Origin of the sequence: Bacillus sp. FSL R7-0685 (assembly GCF_038002425.1) — a bacterium.
Classification (GTDB): Bacteria; Bacillota; Bacilli; order Bacillales; family Bacillaceae; genus Bacillus; species Bacillus subtilis.
Genome location: NZ_JBBOCN010000001.1, coordinates 1,490,288 through 1,504,169, shown reverse-complemented (window position 1 = coordinate 1,504,169; position 13,882 = coordinate 1,490,288). Strand labels below are relative to the sequence as shown.

At 43.4% G+C, this 13,882-nt stretch carries 14 protein-coding genes; 4 read left to right on the top strand and 10 right to left on the bottom strand.

Translation table 11 applies throughout. The annotated features are described in order from the left end of the window. Nucleotides 1-26: 26 nt before the first annotated feature. Nucleotides 27-305: a transcriptional regulator AbhA gene (abhA, locus tag MKY50_RS07980; protein WP_003244728.1), complete on the bottom strand. Its 279-nt coding sequence runs from the start codon at nt 303-305 to the stop codon at nt 27-29. A 283-nt stretch (nt 306-588) separates the two neighbouring features. Here abhA and mreBH point away from each other — a divergent pair, with 283 nt between their 5' ends. From mreBH to MKY50_RS07965, 3 genes are all read left to right on the top strand, one after another. Further along, a complete protein-coding gene (gene mreBH / locus MKY50_RS07975) occupies nt 589-1,596 on the top strand; it encodes a cell shape-determining protein MreBH (RefSeq protein WP_003245743.1) in 1,008 nt (335 codons plus the stop codon). Between the two features lie 100 nt (nt 1,597-1,696). Further along, nucleotides 1,697-1,831, top strand: a complete 135-nt coding sequence (locus tag MKY50_RS07970) for a protein YkpC (protein WP_003238865.1) — start codon at nt 1,697-1,699, stop codon at nt 1,829-1,831. A gap of 108 nt (nt 1,832-1,939) precedes the next feature. Continuing rightward, nucleotides 1,940-3,172, top strand: coding sequence for an aminopeptidase (locus MKY50_RS07965; RefSeq protein ID WP_003232341.1), 1,233 nt, complete (start codon nt 1,940-1,942; stop codon nt 3,170-3,172). Nucleotides 3,173-3,205: 33 nt separating this feature from the next. On the opposite strand, the gene MKY50_RS07960 is transcribed toward MKY50_RS07965, so the two are convergent. Together MKY50_RS07960 and MKY50_RS07955 are read right to left on the bottom strand one after the other, a co-directional pair. Then, complete coding sequence (locus MKY50_RS07960) at nt 3,206-4,117, bottom strand: ketopantoate reductase family protein (protein ID WP_341116472.1); 912 nt, start codon at nt 4,115-4,117, stop codon at nt 3,206-3,208. A gap of 57 nt (nt 4,118-4,174) precedes the next feature. Continuing rightward, nucleotides 4,175-5,797, bottom strand: coding sequence for an ABC-F family ATP-binding cassette domain-containing protein (locus MKY50_RS07955; RefSeq protein WP_341116470.1), 1,623 nt, complete (start codon nt 5,795-5,797; stop codon nt 4,175-4,177). A 180-nt stretch (nt 5,798-5,977) separates the two neighbouring features. Here MKY50_RS07955 and MKY50_RS07950 point away from each other — a divergent pair, with 180 nt between their 5' ends. Next, complete coding sequence (locus MKY50_RS07950) at nt 5,978-6,247, top strand: hypothetical protein (RefSeq protein WP_003232345.1); 270 nt, start codon at nt 5,978-5,980, stop codon at nt 6,245-6,247. 33 nt (nt 6,248-6,280) lie between these two features. Here the strand turns inward: MKY50_RS07950 and sipT are convergent, their stop codons facing one another. The 7 genes from sipT to MKY50_RS07915 all read right to left on the bottom strand — a co-directional run bounded on the left by sipT (nt 6,281) and on the right by MKY50_RS07915 (nt 13,882). After that, nucleotides 6,281-6,862, bottom strand: a complete 582-nt coding sequence (gene sipT / locus MKY50_RS07945) for a signal peptidase I sipT (protein ID WP_341116468.1) — start codon at nt 6,860-6,862, stop codon at nt 6,281-6,283. 144 nt (nt 6,863-7,006) lie between these two features. Beyond that, complete coding sequence (locus MKY50_RS07940; RefSeq protein ID WP_319620614.1) at nt 7,007-8,908, bottom strand: PTS fructose transporter subunit IIABC; 1,902 nt, start codon at nt 8,906-8,908, stop codon at nt 7,007-7,009. Between the two features lie 14 nt (nt 8,909-8,922). After that, a complete protein-coding gene (pfkB, locus tag MKY50_RS07935) occupies nt 8,923-9,834 on the bottom strand; it encodes a 1-phosphofructokinase (RefSeq protein WP_033883800.1) in 912 nt (303 codons plus the stop codon). After that, a complete protein-coding gene (locus MKY50_RS07930) occupies nt 9,831-10,586 on the bottom strand; it encodes a DeoR/GlpR family DNA-binding transcription regulator (protein WP_116315531.1) in 756 nt (251 codons plus the stop codon). Before MKY50_RS07930 ends, pfkB begins: the two co-directional genes overlap by 4 nt. Nucleotides 10,587-10,865: 279 nt before the next feature. Then, nucleotides 10,866-12,059 carry a sporulation-delaying-protein transporter subunit SkiZ gene (gene skiZ, locus MKY50_RS07925; protein ID WP_088467647.1) on the bottom strand — a complete coding sequence of 398 codons (1,194 nt, stop codon included), beginning with the start codon at nt 12,057-12,059 and terminating at the stop codon, nt 10,866-10,868. Further along, nucleotides 12,056-12,748 (bottom strand): ABC transporter ATP-binding protein YknY, encoded by a 693-nt coding sequence (gene yknY / locus MKY50_RS07920; protein ID WP_003232356.1) that lies wholly within the window; start codon nt 12,746-12,748, stop codon nt 12,056-12,058. Before yknY ends, skiZ begins: the two co-directional genes overlap by 4 nt. Next, entirely contained in the window at nt 12,749-13,882 is a 1,134-nt protein-coding gene (locus tag MKY50_RS07915) for an efflux RND transporter periplasmic adaptor subunit (protein ID WP_029317740.1), read from the bottom strand. It lies immediately after the preceding gene.

Genomic DNA, 13,882 nt, shown 5'->3' with positions numbered 1-13,882 from the left:
ATCGCTCCGCCTTTTTTAGCATAATTTTATTCTTTTAAAGCGGCTTGAATTTCTTCGAGAAGCAGCTGTGCACCCTCAGGGCTTAGCGTAATTTTACCGTTGCCGTATTCTTTATTTTCTGAAGTGATTTCTCCAGTCATTAAACAAACGCCATGAGGTTTGTACTTTTTCAAGATAATTTTATCTCCGTCAACAAAAAACTCAATGCTGTCTTTTATGGCAATATCCAATGCCCGTCTCAACTCAATCGGCATGACAATGCGGCCTAATTCATCTACTTTTCTCACAACACCTATTGATTTCATAAAAACCCTTCTTCCTTTAAATGTTTCTTTTCTCATGTAATGTTTTAAGGATGTACCTCAATATATCGTAGACGAATGAAACTTTGAAAAAGTTTCCCGCTTTCTATAAGAATTACAAGATATTTTTTCCATAAAACCGAAAAATGTATTACTTCTATTACACAGTTCCTTGATTTTTTACAAAAACATTTCTTTACCGACACACACCCCCAAAAATCGCAGTATTTCTGAGAAACTTTAAATGTAGAATCATATTAAATTAGGATAGAGATTGGGTGAAAACATGTTTCAATCAACTGAAATCGGGATTGACTTAGGAACAGCTAATATACTTGTTTACAGCAAAAATAAAGGGATTATCCTAAATGAACCATCTGTTGTCGCAGTGGATACGACGACAAAAGCAGTGCTTGCAATCGGAGCTGACGCGAAAAACATGATCGGTAAAACACCGGGAAAAATTGTCGCTGTCAGACCGATGAAAGATGGCGTGATCGCAGACTATGATATGACAACTGACCTGCTAAAGCACATTATGAAAAAAGCCGCAAAAAGCATCGGCATGTCGTTCAGAAAACCGAACGTAGTCGTTTGCACACCATCAGGCTCAACAGCAGTAGAACGCCGCGCCATCAGTGATGCGGTGAAAAATTGCGGCGCGAAAAACGTTCATTTAATCGAAGAGCCAGTTGCAGCCGCCATCGGAGCGGATTTACCGGTTGATGAGCCGGTTGCCAATGTGGTAGTAGATATCGGCGGAGGGACGACAGAGGTCGCTATTATTTCCTTCGGTGGCGTTGTTTCCTGCCATTCTATCAGGATCGGTGGAGACCAGCTTGATGAGGATATCGTTTCTTTCGTCCGTAAAAAATACAATTTGCTGATCGGCGAACGCACAGCTGAGCAGGTAAAAATGGAAATTGGCCATGCTCTGATTGAACATATACCAGAGGCAATGGAAATTCGGGGACGCGACCTCGTGACAGGTCTTCCAAAAACCATTATGCTTCAATCCAACGAAATTCAAGATGCAATGCGTGAATCCCTCCTGCATATTCTTGAAGCCATCAGAGCGACACTTGAGGACTGTCCGCCTGAATTGAGCGGAGATATTGTTGATCGCGGCGTTATTTTAACAGGCGGCGGCGCGCTCCTTAATGGAATTAAAGAATGGCTCACAGAAGAGATTGTCGTGCCTGTACACGTGGCACAAAACCCGCTTGAATCTGTAGCAATCGGCACAGGCCGTTCTTTAGAAGTGATTGATAAGCTGCAAAAGGCAATTAAATAGTCTTTACCCGCAAAATTCTCACACGCGGCAAATTTCTTGCTTCTTTTTTCCTCACTTCCTTCATATTGTGGGAAATGGAGAAACGTTAAGGAGGAAACAGATGCTAAGAGATTTAGGAAGAAGAGTAGCGATCGCAGCCATTTTAAGCGGAATTATTCTTGGAGGCATGAGCATTTCTTTGGCAAATATGCCTCATTCGCCTGCAGGCGGCACTGTAAAACTGAATCATCCATAATATTGAAAAACCCAAGACGTGTCGTTTTGGGTTTTTCACTTTGGGCTCCTTCTTTCCTTTATAGGATCATATTTGATATGATGAGAAAAAAGCTTGGAGGAATGATTCATGGATTCATTTTCACAGAAATTAAATACATATGCACAGCTGGCGGTAGAAGTCGGCGTTAATGTCCAAAAAGGCCAGTATGTAGTCGTAAATGCTTCAACAGACGTCCGGGATTTTGTCCGTTTAATTGTAAAACACGCATATGAAAAGGGCGCAAAAAACGTCACCGTGAATTGGCAGGATGACGAAGTCGCCAAATTAAAATACGAACTTGCGCCGTTTGAAGCATTTGAAGAATATCCTGAATGGGAAGCAAAAGGCAGAGAAGAGCTTGCCAAAAATGGAGCTGCTTTCATTTCTGTTGTGTCGTCAAACCCAGACTTGCTAAAAGGTATAGATTCCAAACGGATTGCGGCATTCCAAAAAGCAGCAGGCAAAGCATTACATACATACAGACAATATATTCAATCAGACAAAGTCAGCTGGACTGTCGTAGGTGCGGCATCAGCAGGCTGGGCTCACAAGGTGTTTCCTGGCAAATCAGAGGAGGAAGCGATCCACCTTCTGTGGGAAGAAATTTTTAAAGCGACGCGCGTAAATGAAGACAACCCGGTTCAGGCGTGGATCAATCATGACCAAAATCTTCATGAAAAAGTTGACCATTTGAACGAGAGACATTACGCTGCCTTACATTATCAAGCTGAAGGAACTGATTTAACAATTAAGCTGCCTAGGAAGCATGTTTGGGCAGGTGCGGGAAGCGTGAATGAAAGCGGCCATGAGTTTATGGCCAATATGCCGACAGAAGAAGTATTCACGCTGCCGCAAAAAGACGGGGTTGACGGAGTGGTATCAAGCACAAAACCATTAAGCTACGGCGGAAATATTATTGAAAATTTCACCCTGACGTTTGAAAATGGCCGTATAGTCGACATTAAAGCTGAAAAAGGTGAGGATATTTTAAAAGAACTGGTGGAAACAGATGAAGGTTCTCACTATTTAGGTGAAGTGGCACTTGTTCCTTACGATTCACCTATATCACAATCAAACATTCTTTTCTATAACACGCTGTTTGATGAAAACGCGTCAAATCATTTGGCGATCGGAAGCGCCTATGCCTTTAATATTGAAGGCGGAAAGCAGATGTCTCGTGAAGAGCTTGTCAAAGAAGGCCTAAATGAAAGCATTACACACGTGGACTTTATGATCGGTTCTAAGGATATGAATATTGACGGAATTACGGCAGACGGGAAAAGAGAGCCTATCTTCAGAAACGGAAATTGGGCTTTTTAAGTAAATAAAAGGAGGCTTTTCCGCCTCCTTTTTTTATTTTTCTGCTTCATACATTTGCAGATTCGCATAAACGGTTTCTAATACTGGTGCTGCGAGAGATAAACGTTTTGCTTTTTCAAGCAAAAATCCATGCAGGTGGTCTCCTTCAGTCGTTTGGCCGTTTCCCATATCCCGAAGCATGGAGGACTTCATATGGTAAGACATGTTGGTCATCGTACGAAAGCTCTCTTCCTCAAGATCCGGATCAGCCGGAACACCTTCTTTTCGTAAAACAGCGCAAATTTCCCCAATAAGAGTTTGGGCCGTGTGACGTCCGGCTTCTGTGGCGAGGATTGGGCCAAGCGGTCGTTGAAATAACGTTGTGATCCCCGCTTGCGCTGCAATAAAGAGATACTTTTTCCAAATGTCCTTCTCGATATGCCCGCTAATGATGACTTCAGCCTTCACACCTGAAAATGCCTCTTCAAGCGCTCTTATCCGCTCCGTACGCTCGCCGTTCCATTCTCCAAATACAAAACGATGCGCTGCGCTCGTATGATGAATTTCTCCTTTGTTGTCTAAAGCACTTTCTATAAAACACAGGCCGCCCAGCACCTGTTCTTTTGAAAATGCCGCAAATAGCTGCTCATAGTGGCGGTACCCATTTAAAAAAGGGATAATGACAGATTCCTGATGGATAAATGGTTTGACATCCTCTATCACTTGACCAAGCGAGTATGCTTTAGAAGCAATGATAACGACATCAAATTGCCCTGTTTCTCCGGCACTGATTAGTTCGGGCTGAAATGATACATTCCCTTTTTCACTATGGATGACAAGCCCGGTTTTTTTAAGCTGCTCAGCTCGTTTTTGGCGCACGAGAAATGTCACATCATTTCCTTTCTCCGAAAGCCGTCCGCCAATATACCCACCTACTCCACCTGCTCCGACAACCAAAAATTTCATGTTGTGATCTCCTTTCATATTTAGGTATCAAAAAAAGCAGAGAAATCTCTGCTTTTTTTATTCCGCGTATAGTTCAGTCAATTTTTTCTGCACATCAGCATTTTCAAGGAACTCGTCATAGCTCATTTGCTTATCGACGATGCCGTTAGGTGTAATTTCTATAATTCTGTTTGCAATGGTCTGCACAAACTGATGGTCATGGGAAGTAAACAGCATAGCGCCTTTAAAGCTGATTAAGCCGTTATTGAGCGCTGTAATGGACTCCAGGTCTAAATGGTTAGTCGGCTCATCCAAAATTAAAATATTGGCGCCAGAAAGCATCGCTTTCGACAGCATACAGCGGACCTTTTCTCCCCCGGAAAGTACATTTGCTTTTTTGTGGACTTCTTCTCCAGAGAACAGCATGCGTCCTAAGAAACCGCGTAAAAAGCTCTCACTTTGGTCGTGCGGAGAATATTGGCGAAGCCAGTCTACAAGGTTCAGATCACTGCCTTCGAAATATTCGCTGTTGTCTTTTGGAAAATACGCTTGAGATGTGGTAACACCCCATTTAAACGTTCCGCTGTCAGCTTCCATTTCCCCGGAGATGATTTTAAACAGCGTAGTAACAGCAAGTTCATTTCGGCCAGTGAAAGCAATTTTATCTTCTCGATTCATAATAAAGCTGACATTGTCAAGCACCTTTACGCCATCGATTGTTTTTGTTAAGCCTTCCACGCGAAGAACATCATTTCCGATTTCCCGTTCCGGCGTGAAGTTAACATAAGGATAGCGGCGGGAAGACGGTTTAATATCATCCAGCGTGATTTTTTCGAGAAGTTTCTTTCTTGATGTAGCCTGCTTAGATTTAGACGCATTGGCGCTGAATCTAGCGACAAACTCTTGAAGCTGTTTAATCTGCTCTTCTTTTTTCTTGTTCGCTTCTTGAGAAAGCTTTAACGCCAGTTGGCTTGACTCGTACCAGAAATCATAGTTTCCGACATAGATTTGAATTTTGTTAAAATCAAGGTCGGCAATGTGCGTACATACTTTATTTAAGAAGTGGCGGTCATGGGATACGACAATAACTGTGTTTTCAAAGTTAATCAGAAACTCTTCAAGCCACTGGATTGCCTGAAGGTCCAAGTGGTTCGTCGGCTCATCGAGGAGCAGAACATCCGGCTTGCCGAATAATGCCTGTGCCAAGAGAACTTTTACCTTCTCCGAACCGCTGAGGTCTGCCATCTTTTTTGTGTGCAGATCTTCTGAGATACCAAGGCCTTTTAACAGGATCGCAGCTTCACTTTCCGCTTCCCAACCGTTCAGTTCCGCGAATTCACCTTCTAGCTCAGCAGCACGAATCCCATCCTCATCTGAGAAATCAGGCTTCATGTAAATAGCGTCTTTCTCCTGCATGACTTCATACAGGCGTTTGTGGCCCATAATGACCACTTTCAGCACTTCATACTCTTCGTACTCAAAATGGTTCTGCTTCAAGACGGCAAGACGCTCGCCAGGACTCATATGCACGTCGCCTGTCTGAGGCTCGATTTCGCCTGACAGCACCTTTAGAAACGTTGATTTACCGGCACCGTTTGCACCAATTAACCCATAGCAGTTGCCTGGGGTAAATTTAATATTAACATCTTCAAATAACTTGCGATCCGCAAACCGCAAGCTTACATTATTTACAGCAATCATTTATTATCCTCCATCATGTCTATCATCAATAAAAGTATACCATGAATGCAGGACAAGAGAAATGATTCCCTGATAAAACAGAGAGAAAACACTTATACACCCAAACCAGCCAGCTGTGTTACAATTAAAGAGAGAGAATGCATCCGCCTGGAAAATTACACACTCTCATGGAGGAACACGTTGAGGCTTTTAACACTTACTGAATATTGCTTACTGATCTTTTTTACGGGCTTTTACCTTGCCGTAACAGGCTTTACCGCCAAAGATATCGGCTTATATATAGGCATAGCCCTTATTTACATATTTTCGCACATTTTTTCTAAACGGCTTTTAGAAAAGCGCGGAAAAGAGAACAAACAGGTTCACCTTTTCTTCAGTGTGCTAGCTATTATCGGTTCAGTGTTCATCACGGTTTTATGCATTGCATTGGTCGCTTCTTTTTCAAAATAAAAACGCCTGCTGTCCTAGGCCAGCAAGGCGTTTTTATTTTGTTTGACGCATTTCGTTAAACGGGAAAAAGACAAACTTCGATGTGCCGACAATTCGATCTTCCGCGATCAGTCCCAGCCCGTTTCGGCTGTCCATAGAATTCAGCCGGTTATCTCCCATGACAAAGTATTTGCCTTTCGGAACCTTAACCGGTCCAAAGTCTCCTGTCAGACTGACACCAAGTTTTTCTGCTTCCTTCTTGTTTTTAGACAAGTAAGGCTCGGCTACTTTTTTACCGTTTATATAAAGCGTGTCATCCTTCATTTGAACGGTTTCTCCAGGCTTTCCGATCAATCTTTTTACATAATGGATTTTAGAAGTTTCACCGTTGATAATAACGATATCTCCGCGCTTCAGCTCGCCGATATAGTTGACTGTTTTATTCACAAACAGCCTTTCTCCGTCATGTAATGTGGGATACATAGATGAACCTTCAACTAAATACGGTTCAAACAAAAAGTGACGGATCAGGAGAGCCAGCAGAACAGCGATGACAATCGCTTTACCCCATTCCAGGTACGTATTGTTTTTTTTCTTCGTCGTTTTCTCAGTATTCGTATTTTTTTCCTCGGTCAAAGTGTTTCCTCCTAGACAATTGCTATGTCAGTTGTTTCTCTTCTTTTACTTTATCATAAAAAAGAATAAAATACATAACTTAACCGCGCTCCCTGCCGGCCGGATAAGAAAAAGCGTCCTTTCGAACCAAGGACGCTTTTTTTCTTATTTTTCTGTAACAGGTTTTTTGACGATACCGAGGATAATTGCCATCACGACAGCACCGATCACGATACTTAAAAGGTAAAGCATCGGATGGTTTGTAATGAAAGCTACGAATACTCCTCCATGAGGCGCCGGAAGCGTTACTCGGAAGAATTCAGTTAATCCGCCGGCAACAGCTGCACCGACTACAGCAGCTGGAATGACGCGAAGCGGATCAGCCGCAGCAAATGGGATCGCTCCCTCTGTTACGAAAGCAGCTCCCATGAAATAGCATGTAATACCAGCTTCACGGTCACGCTGAGTGAATTTGTTTCTGAAAATGGTTGTTGCAAGTGCGATACCAAGCGGAGGAACCATACCGCCGGCCATGATTGCTGCATGAGGCGCATAGTTGCCTGCATCGATCATGGCGATACCGAACGTAAAGGCTGCTTTATTAAGCGGGCCGCCCATATCGATCGCCATCATGCCGCCCAAGATAATACCCATTAACACAAGGTTTCCAGTACCAAGGCTTTCAAGCCAGTTTGTTAAGAAATTCATAAAAGCTGCTACAGGTGTATTGACGACAAATTGCATTAATACGCCAGTGATAAAAATACCGAACAGCGGGTAAATCAAAACAGGTTTTAATCCATCAAGTGACTGAGGGATAAACGTAAATACTTTTTTCAGTAAAATCACGACATAACCGGCAAGGAATCCGGCAATTAAGCCGCCTAAGAATCCAGCATTCGCTTGAGTAGCCATAAATCCGCCGACCATACCAGGCGCAAAACCAGGACGATCTGCAATACTCATCGCAATGAAACCGGCCAGAACTGCAACAATCAGTTTTAATGCATTGTCGCCGCCGATAAAGTTTAATGCTGCTGCAAACGTGTTGTAGCTAGGATCATTCGGATCAGCAGAGTGAATTCCCCAGAAGAATGAAATCGCAACGAGAATACCGCCGCCGACTACGAACGGAAGCATGTTGCTGACACCGCTCATCAGGTGCTTATAAAACGTGTTTCCGATACCGCTTCCAGACTTGCCTTTCGCTTCTTCATCATCGTTTGAAGCTGCTGAACCGCCGCCGCTGCCTTGATAAATCGGCGCATCTTGATTCATCGCTTTTTCGATAAGCTCTTGCGGACGTCTGATACCCGCCGTTACAGGAACTTGAAGTACGCGCTTGCCTTTAAAACGTTCCATTTCAACCTGCTTGTCCGCTGCGACAATGATTGCAGGTGCATCTTCGATTTCTTGGGCAGTGAGCTTGTGCTTAATGCCGCTTGACCCATTTGTTTCGACCTTAATTTCCACACCAAGCTCTTTCGCTTTTTCTTTAAGGGCATCCGCAGCCATGAATGTATGGGCAATACCTGTCGGGCATGCAGTAACCGCTAAAATTTTCCCTTTTCCGGCAGGTGCTGGTGCCGCTTCTTCTTCCTCTTCGTCATCATCTTTATCGTGCTGATTAATAATGTCGATGATGGCATCTTCAGACTCAGCTTCAAGGAGCTGCTTACGGATTTCTTCACGCATTAACAGCGTTGAAAGTCTTGACAATGCTTCAAGGTGAGTGTTGTTTGCGCCTTCAGTCGCCGCGATCATGAACACTAAGTGAGCCGGCTGGCCGTCTAATGATTCATAATCGACGCCGTCTTTTGAACGTCCGAACGCGATCGCCGGGTTGATAACGCTTGCCGTTTTCGCATGGGGGATAGCGATTCCTTCACCGATACCCGTGGAGCTTTGGCTTTCGCGATTTAAAATGGCTTCTTTATAGGCTTGTCGGTCATTTAACTTTCCTGCCTTATCAAGAACAGTGACCATTTCGTCAATAACATTTTCTTTTTCTTTGCTCTCAATATTAAGCTTTATCGTATGCTTCGTTAAAAGCTCAGTTATTTTCACTTGTGTTTCCTCCTCTATAGACGTGTGACCTTAACTTCAGGAAGAAGCTGCTGGACAAATTCTTCTGTTCCAAGTTCTTCAGAGAACGCGGTAGCACTGCCTGAAGTAACTCCTAAGCGGAATGCTTCTTCAAGCGGCAGCTGTTTGGAAATTCCGGCAAGGAAACCTGCAACAACGGAATCCCCTGCTCCGACTGAGTTTACCAATTTCCCCTTTGGCACGTTAGCAAAATAAACAGCTTCGTTCGTAAACAGAAGCGCTCCGTCTCCGGCCATTGATACGATTACATGTTCAGCGCCTTGTTCTACAAGCTTTTTCCCATAAGGAACGGCTTCCTCAACAGATGTAATGGCCGTGCCGAACATTTCTCCAAGCTCATGATGATTTGGCTTCATCAAAAATGGTTTCATTTCTGTTGCTTTCAAAAGAGCCTCGCCTGAGATATCCAGAACAACTCGTGCGTTCTGCTGTTTGCAGGCCTCTGCGATTTTTTCATAAGTATCGTGAGGGAGTGAAGATGGAATGCTTCCTGCAAGAACAACGATATCTCCCTCTTGCAAAGATTGGAACTGTTCTAAAAAGGCTTTGAAATCTTCATCCGAAATTGTCGGTCCCTGCCCGTTAATTTCAGTTTCATCACCCGTTTTCAGCTTTACATTGATACGGGTATCCCCTTTTACTTCAGAAAAAGCTGTTTCCAGGTTTTCTTCCCGTAAAAATGTTTTGATATATTCTCCGGTAAATCCGCCGACGAATCCGAGCGCTTTAGACGCCACATGGTGTCTTTTCAGCAGTCTCGATACGTTGATGCCTTTGCCCCCTGGATACTTGGTATCATACGAAGAACGGTTCAGGCCTCCTACAGAAAAATCTTCAACGTGAACTATATAATCGACAGATGGATTAAGTGTTACAGTGTAAATCATGGTTTCACTACCTTTACGACAGTTTTTTCTTGGTAATTATCGAATGTAAGCTCTTCAGCGTCAGTCGTAATGATTGTTGCGTCGCCTATTCCGGCGAATGCCGAAAATGAAATTTCTCCGAACTTCGAAGGGTCTGCTAAGACGTAAGCGTGTTTTGCCTGTTTGATCGCTTTCTGTTTTAAAAGGGCCTCATCAGGGTCCGGCGTTGTAAATCCAGCCTCTGTATGGACACCGTTTGTCCCCAGAAAACTCTTATCAAATCTGTACTGGTCCATGGCAATCAATGAAGCGCCTCCAATAATCGCGCCCGTTCTGTGCTTTACGTATCCTCCAAGCAGATAAAAAGAAATTTCTTTCCTTATTAATGCCTCGATATGCATTACCCCGTTTGTGACAACGACAATATCTTTGGTTTTATCCATAAAATCAATCATGTGCAATGTCGTCGTGCCTGCATCAAGGTAAATGCAATCCCCTTCTTCTAAAAGAGAAGCTGCTTTTTCAGCAATCTTCAATTTATCGTGAAGGTTTTTGGATGATTTTTCAAGCATATCGGGTTCAAGTCTGATATCAGAAAGCTTGGCCGCTCCACCATGAACGCGCTTTAAAAAACCGCGTTCTTCAAGGGTCGATAAATCTCTTCTGATTGTTGATTCAGAAGCATTAGTCAGATTTATAAGCTCTTGAATCTTTACCACATCATGCTTTTCTATTTGATCAATAATCAATTGATGCCGTTCAGGAGTTAGCATGCTTCACCTCCTAATGAAAACGTATTCATTTTGAATACAATTTCATTGTAAACGCTATTTTCGGTTTAGGCAACTAAAATCATTCAAATTCATTCAATAACTATCAAAATCTTTCACGTTTCTCCATATTAACGTATGTCTATAGGGTTTGTAAACTGTAAATTCGACAAAAATAAGGACAATTGTACGACATTTTCTTCTTATTTTAATGAAAAAAGTCTTTTATATTCATAGTAGAAATCACTAAACATAAAAAAACCTCATGCATGTTGCATGAGGCTACTCATAACGCAGCGCTTCAATGGGATCAAGCTTTGCAGCTTTATTTGCAGGAAGCATGCCGAAAATAACACCAATGAGCATACTGAACAGCACGCCCCCGCATACAACCTGCCAGGATATGAGTGACGGCCAGCCCGCAATGGCTGAAACAAGCGCGGCCCCTCCGTATCCAATACCAATCCCGACCAGACCGCCAATCAGCGTCAATACGACTGACTCAATTAAAAACTGAGTCAGAATCTGTCCCCTCGTCGCACCGAGGGATTTTCTGATTCCAATTTCCCGTGTCCGTTCTGTGACTGATACGAGCATGATATTCATGACACCGATTCCGCCGACCAAAAGGGAAATACCTGCAATTGAGCCGATAATCGTCGTCATAATTGCCGTTACCTTGCCAATTCCGGCCGCAATCTCCTCCATGTTCATCACTTGATACGAATCCTCTGTGCCATGATTGTCATTTACCAGCTGTGCCGCTTCTTTTCCAGCCGATTTTATGTCGTCTGCTGATTCGACCTGCAATGATACGTTACTGAAATCACTTGTGCCAAAAGAGGATTTCATCATATTAAATGGCACATACATTTCACTTAAATCGAAAGAAAGCAAGCCTGTTACTTTTTTCAGCACGCCGATAATTTCAACGGGCTGTCCGTTAATCCAGACAACTTCACCTAGAGGGGAGGTTTTATCAAACAGCTCTTTAGCCATTTTTTGAGAGATGATTCCGACTCTATTCCCCGCGAGAAAGTCATTGTCGGTAAATGTTCTGCCGCTTTCGATTTCTAAAGAATTGACATTCATGTATCCATCATTTATTCCGTTAACCGTAGCATCGGTTTCTTCTTCGTGATAACGCGCTTTCATACTTTCAGAAGTCGAAGCAACGACTTGTTTAATGCCTTCTATTCCTTTTAAACCTTTAATATCGTTTTCTGTAAACGTAGATTCAGCTGCGGCGTTCGGGTTGCTTGCAAGCTCCTCGTCGCTAGGCATATAGTACAGCTCCACAGTATTTCCCGGGCCGCTGATCGACTGCTTCAGCATTTGCTCGCCGCCCTGTCCTACCGCAACGACAACAATGACAGAGCCTACACCAATGATAATGCCGAGCATCGTTAAGATCGAACGCATTTTATGGGCAAGGACAGAGCTTAGAGCCATTCTGATGTTTTCTAACAGGCTCATTCTCCCACACTCCTTTGTCCGGAGCTGGCAGGAACAATGTTTCCGTCACGCACCATGACGATCCGATTCGTGCAATCTGCTACTTCAGGCTCGTGAGTAACCAGAACGATTGTCGTTCCCTCGGCATTTAATGCTGTAAACTGATCCATAATCGCCTCGCTTGTTTTCGTATCCAGGGCGCCGGTCGGTTCATCAGCTAAAATCAATTTCGGCTCATTCACGATCGCCCTCGCAATCGCCACCCGCTGCTTCTGCCCGCCCGACAGCTCGTTGGGCATGTGGAGCATTCGATCGGCTAACCCGACCTTTTCCAATGCTCTCTCAGCCCGCTCTTGACGTTCCTTTTTGCCTATCCCGGAATAAATCATCGGCAGCTCGACATTTTTTTTTGCGTTCAGCCGCGGAAGAAGCTGAAATTGCTGAAATACAAAACCGATGGACCGGTTACGGACTGCCGCCAGTTCTTTATCTTTATATGAAGAAATGTCTTCGCCGTCCAATTGATATGTACCGGAAGTCGGCCGATCAAGACAGCCGATAATATTCATGATCGTCGATTTTCCTGATCCTGACGGCCCCATAATCGAGACATATTCACCTTGATGAATGTCCAAATCAATAGAATGGAGAACATCAAACGTTTCCTTTCCGATCTGGTAGCTTTTTCGCACATTAGAAAGCTGAATCATTTAAGATTTCACTTCCATTCCGTCAGTCACCTGATCAGATGGATTCAAAATGACTTGATCATCTTGGGTAAGCCCCTCTTTAATTTCTGTCAGGTCATCTGTCACTTCGCCGATTTTGACATCAACTCGCTTTGCTTTTCCGTCTTTTACTGTATACACATAATATTGGTCATCTTCTTTTTTGACTGCCTTTGAAGGAAGCGTATTTGCTTTCCGTTTATCTGTTTCAATATTCATGATAAATTTAAAGCCTGGCTTTCCTTCTGGAAGATTTCCTTTTATTTTCACTTGAAGCGGGTATTGGACCGCCTGTTCTGTTCCTTGTGCCGCAGCGCTCTCCTGCTGATCCGGAACAAGCCCGACTGCGGAAACCGTGCCTTTCCATGTTTTACCCTGTATTACATCTGAAGTGAGTGTGACCTTCTGGCCTTTTTTGACTTTCAATGTATCGTATTCAGACAATTTCCCTGAGACGACAAGGTCTTTTGGGTTGCCGATATGTATGACAGGCTCTTGAATATCTGACTTTTTGGATGCCGCCTCTTGGTTGACAGAAATAACGGTGCCTTCAATTTCGCTTTTCACTTCAAGATCTGATACCCGGTTGGCAAGTGACTGTCGCTGAAGCTCGGTTTGTTTTAATTCGATCTCCGCTGTTTTTTTCTGCATTTGAAGCTCTGTTCGTTCAGATTCGATTTGTTTTTCTGCTTCTTTCTTTCCTACCTGTTTTTCCAGTTCTCTTTCTTTGCTGTCTAAGGCTTTTAACTTTTCTTGAATTTGGTCAATTTGAAGCCGATTGGATTCAGACGTTAACTGGTTCTGTTCTTTTTCCAGGCTCAGCTGCTCATTTGTATAGGTGACTAAAGGCGTGCCCTTTTTAACTTTATCGCCTTCCTTTACTTTAATGTCTTCTAATGTCCCTTTATCAGCTTCATAAAAGACATACTGTTCATTTGAAAATTTTAGCGTGCCAGGAACCATAACCGTTGATGAGATTTCATTTTCTTCAACGCTCCCCGCCTGTATCTCCTTGCCGGCGCTGCCGCTTGTTGGAGCGGCAGACCGGTATATATTGATTCCAACAAAAAGAGCGACTATAACTGCGATTCCAATTCCGATCCAGACTTTTTTCAT

Coding starts and splice junctions, on each gene's coding strand:
- abhA (WP_003244728.1), bottom strand. CDS start 305: ATGAAATCAATAGGTGTTGTGAGAAAAGTAGATGAATTAGGCCGCATT.
- mreBH (WP_003245743.1), top strand. CDS start 589: ATGTTTCAATCAACTGAAATCGGGATTGACTTAGGAACAGCTAATATA.
- MKY50_RS07970 (WP_003238865.1), top strand. CDS start 1,697: ATGCTAAGAGATTTAGGAAGAAGAGTAGCGATCGCAGCCATTTTAAGC.
- MKY50_RS07965 (WP_003232341.1), top strand. CDS start 1,940: ATGGATTCATTTTCACAGAAATTAAATACATATGCACAGCTGGCGGTA.
- MKY50_RS07960 (WP_341116472.1), bottom strand. CDS start 4,117: ATGAAATTTTTGGTTGTCGGAGCAGGTGGAGTAGGTGGGTATATTGGC.
- MKY50_RS07955 (WP_341116470.1), bottom strand. CDS start 5,797: ATGATTGCTGTAAATAATGTAAGCTTGCGGTTTGCGGATCGCAAGTTA.
- pfkB (WP_033883800.1), bottom strand. CDS start 9,834: ATGATTTACACTGTAACACTTAATCCATCTGTCGATTATATAGTTCAC.
- MKY50_RS07930 (WP_116315531.1), bottom strand. CDS start 10,586: ATGCTAACTCCTGAACGGCATCAATTGATTATTGATCAAATAGAAAAG.
- skiZ (WP_088467647.1), bottom strand. CDS start 12,059: ATGAGCCTGTTAGAAAACATCAGAATGGCTCTAAGCTCTGTCCTTGCC.
- yknY (WP_003232356.1), bottom strand. CDS start 12,748: ATGATTCAGCTTTCTAATGTGCGAAAAAGCTACCAGATCGGAAAGGAA.
- MKY50_RS07915 (WP_029317740.1), bottom strand. CDS start 13,882: ATGAAAAAAGTCTGGATCGGAATTGGAATCGCAGTTATAGTCGCTCTT.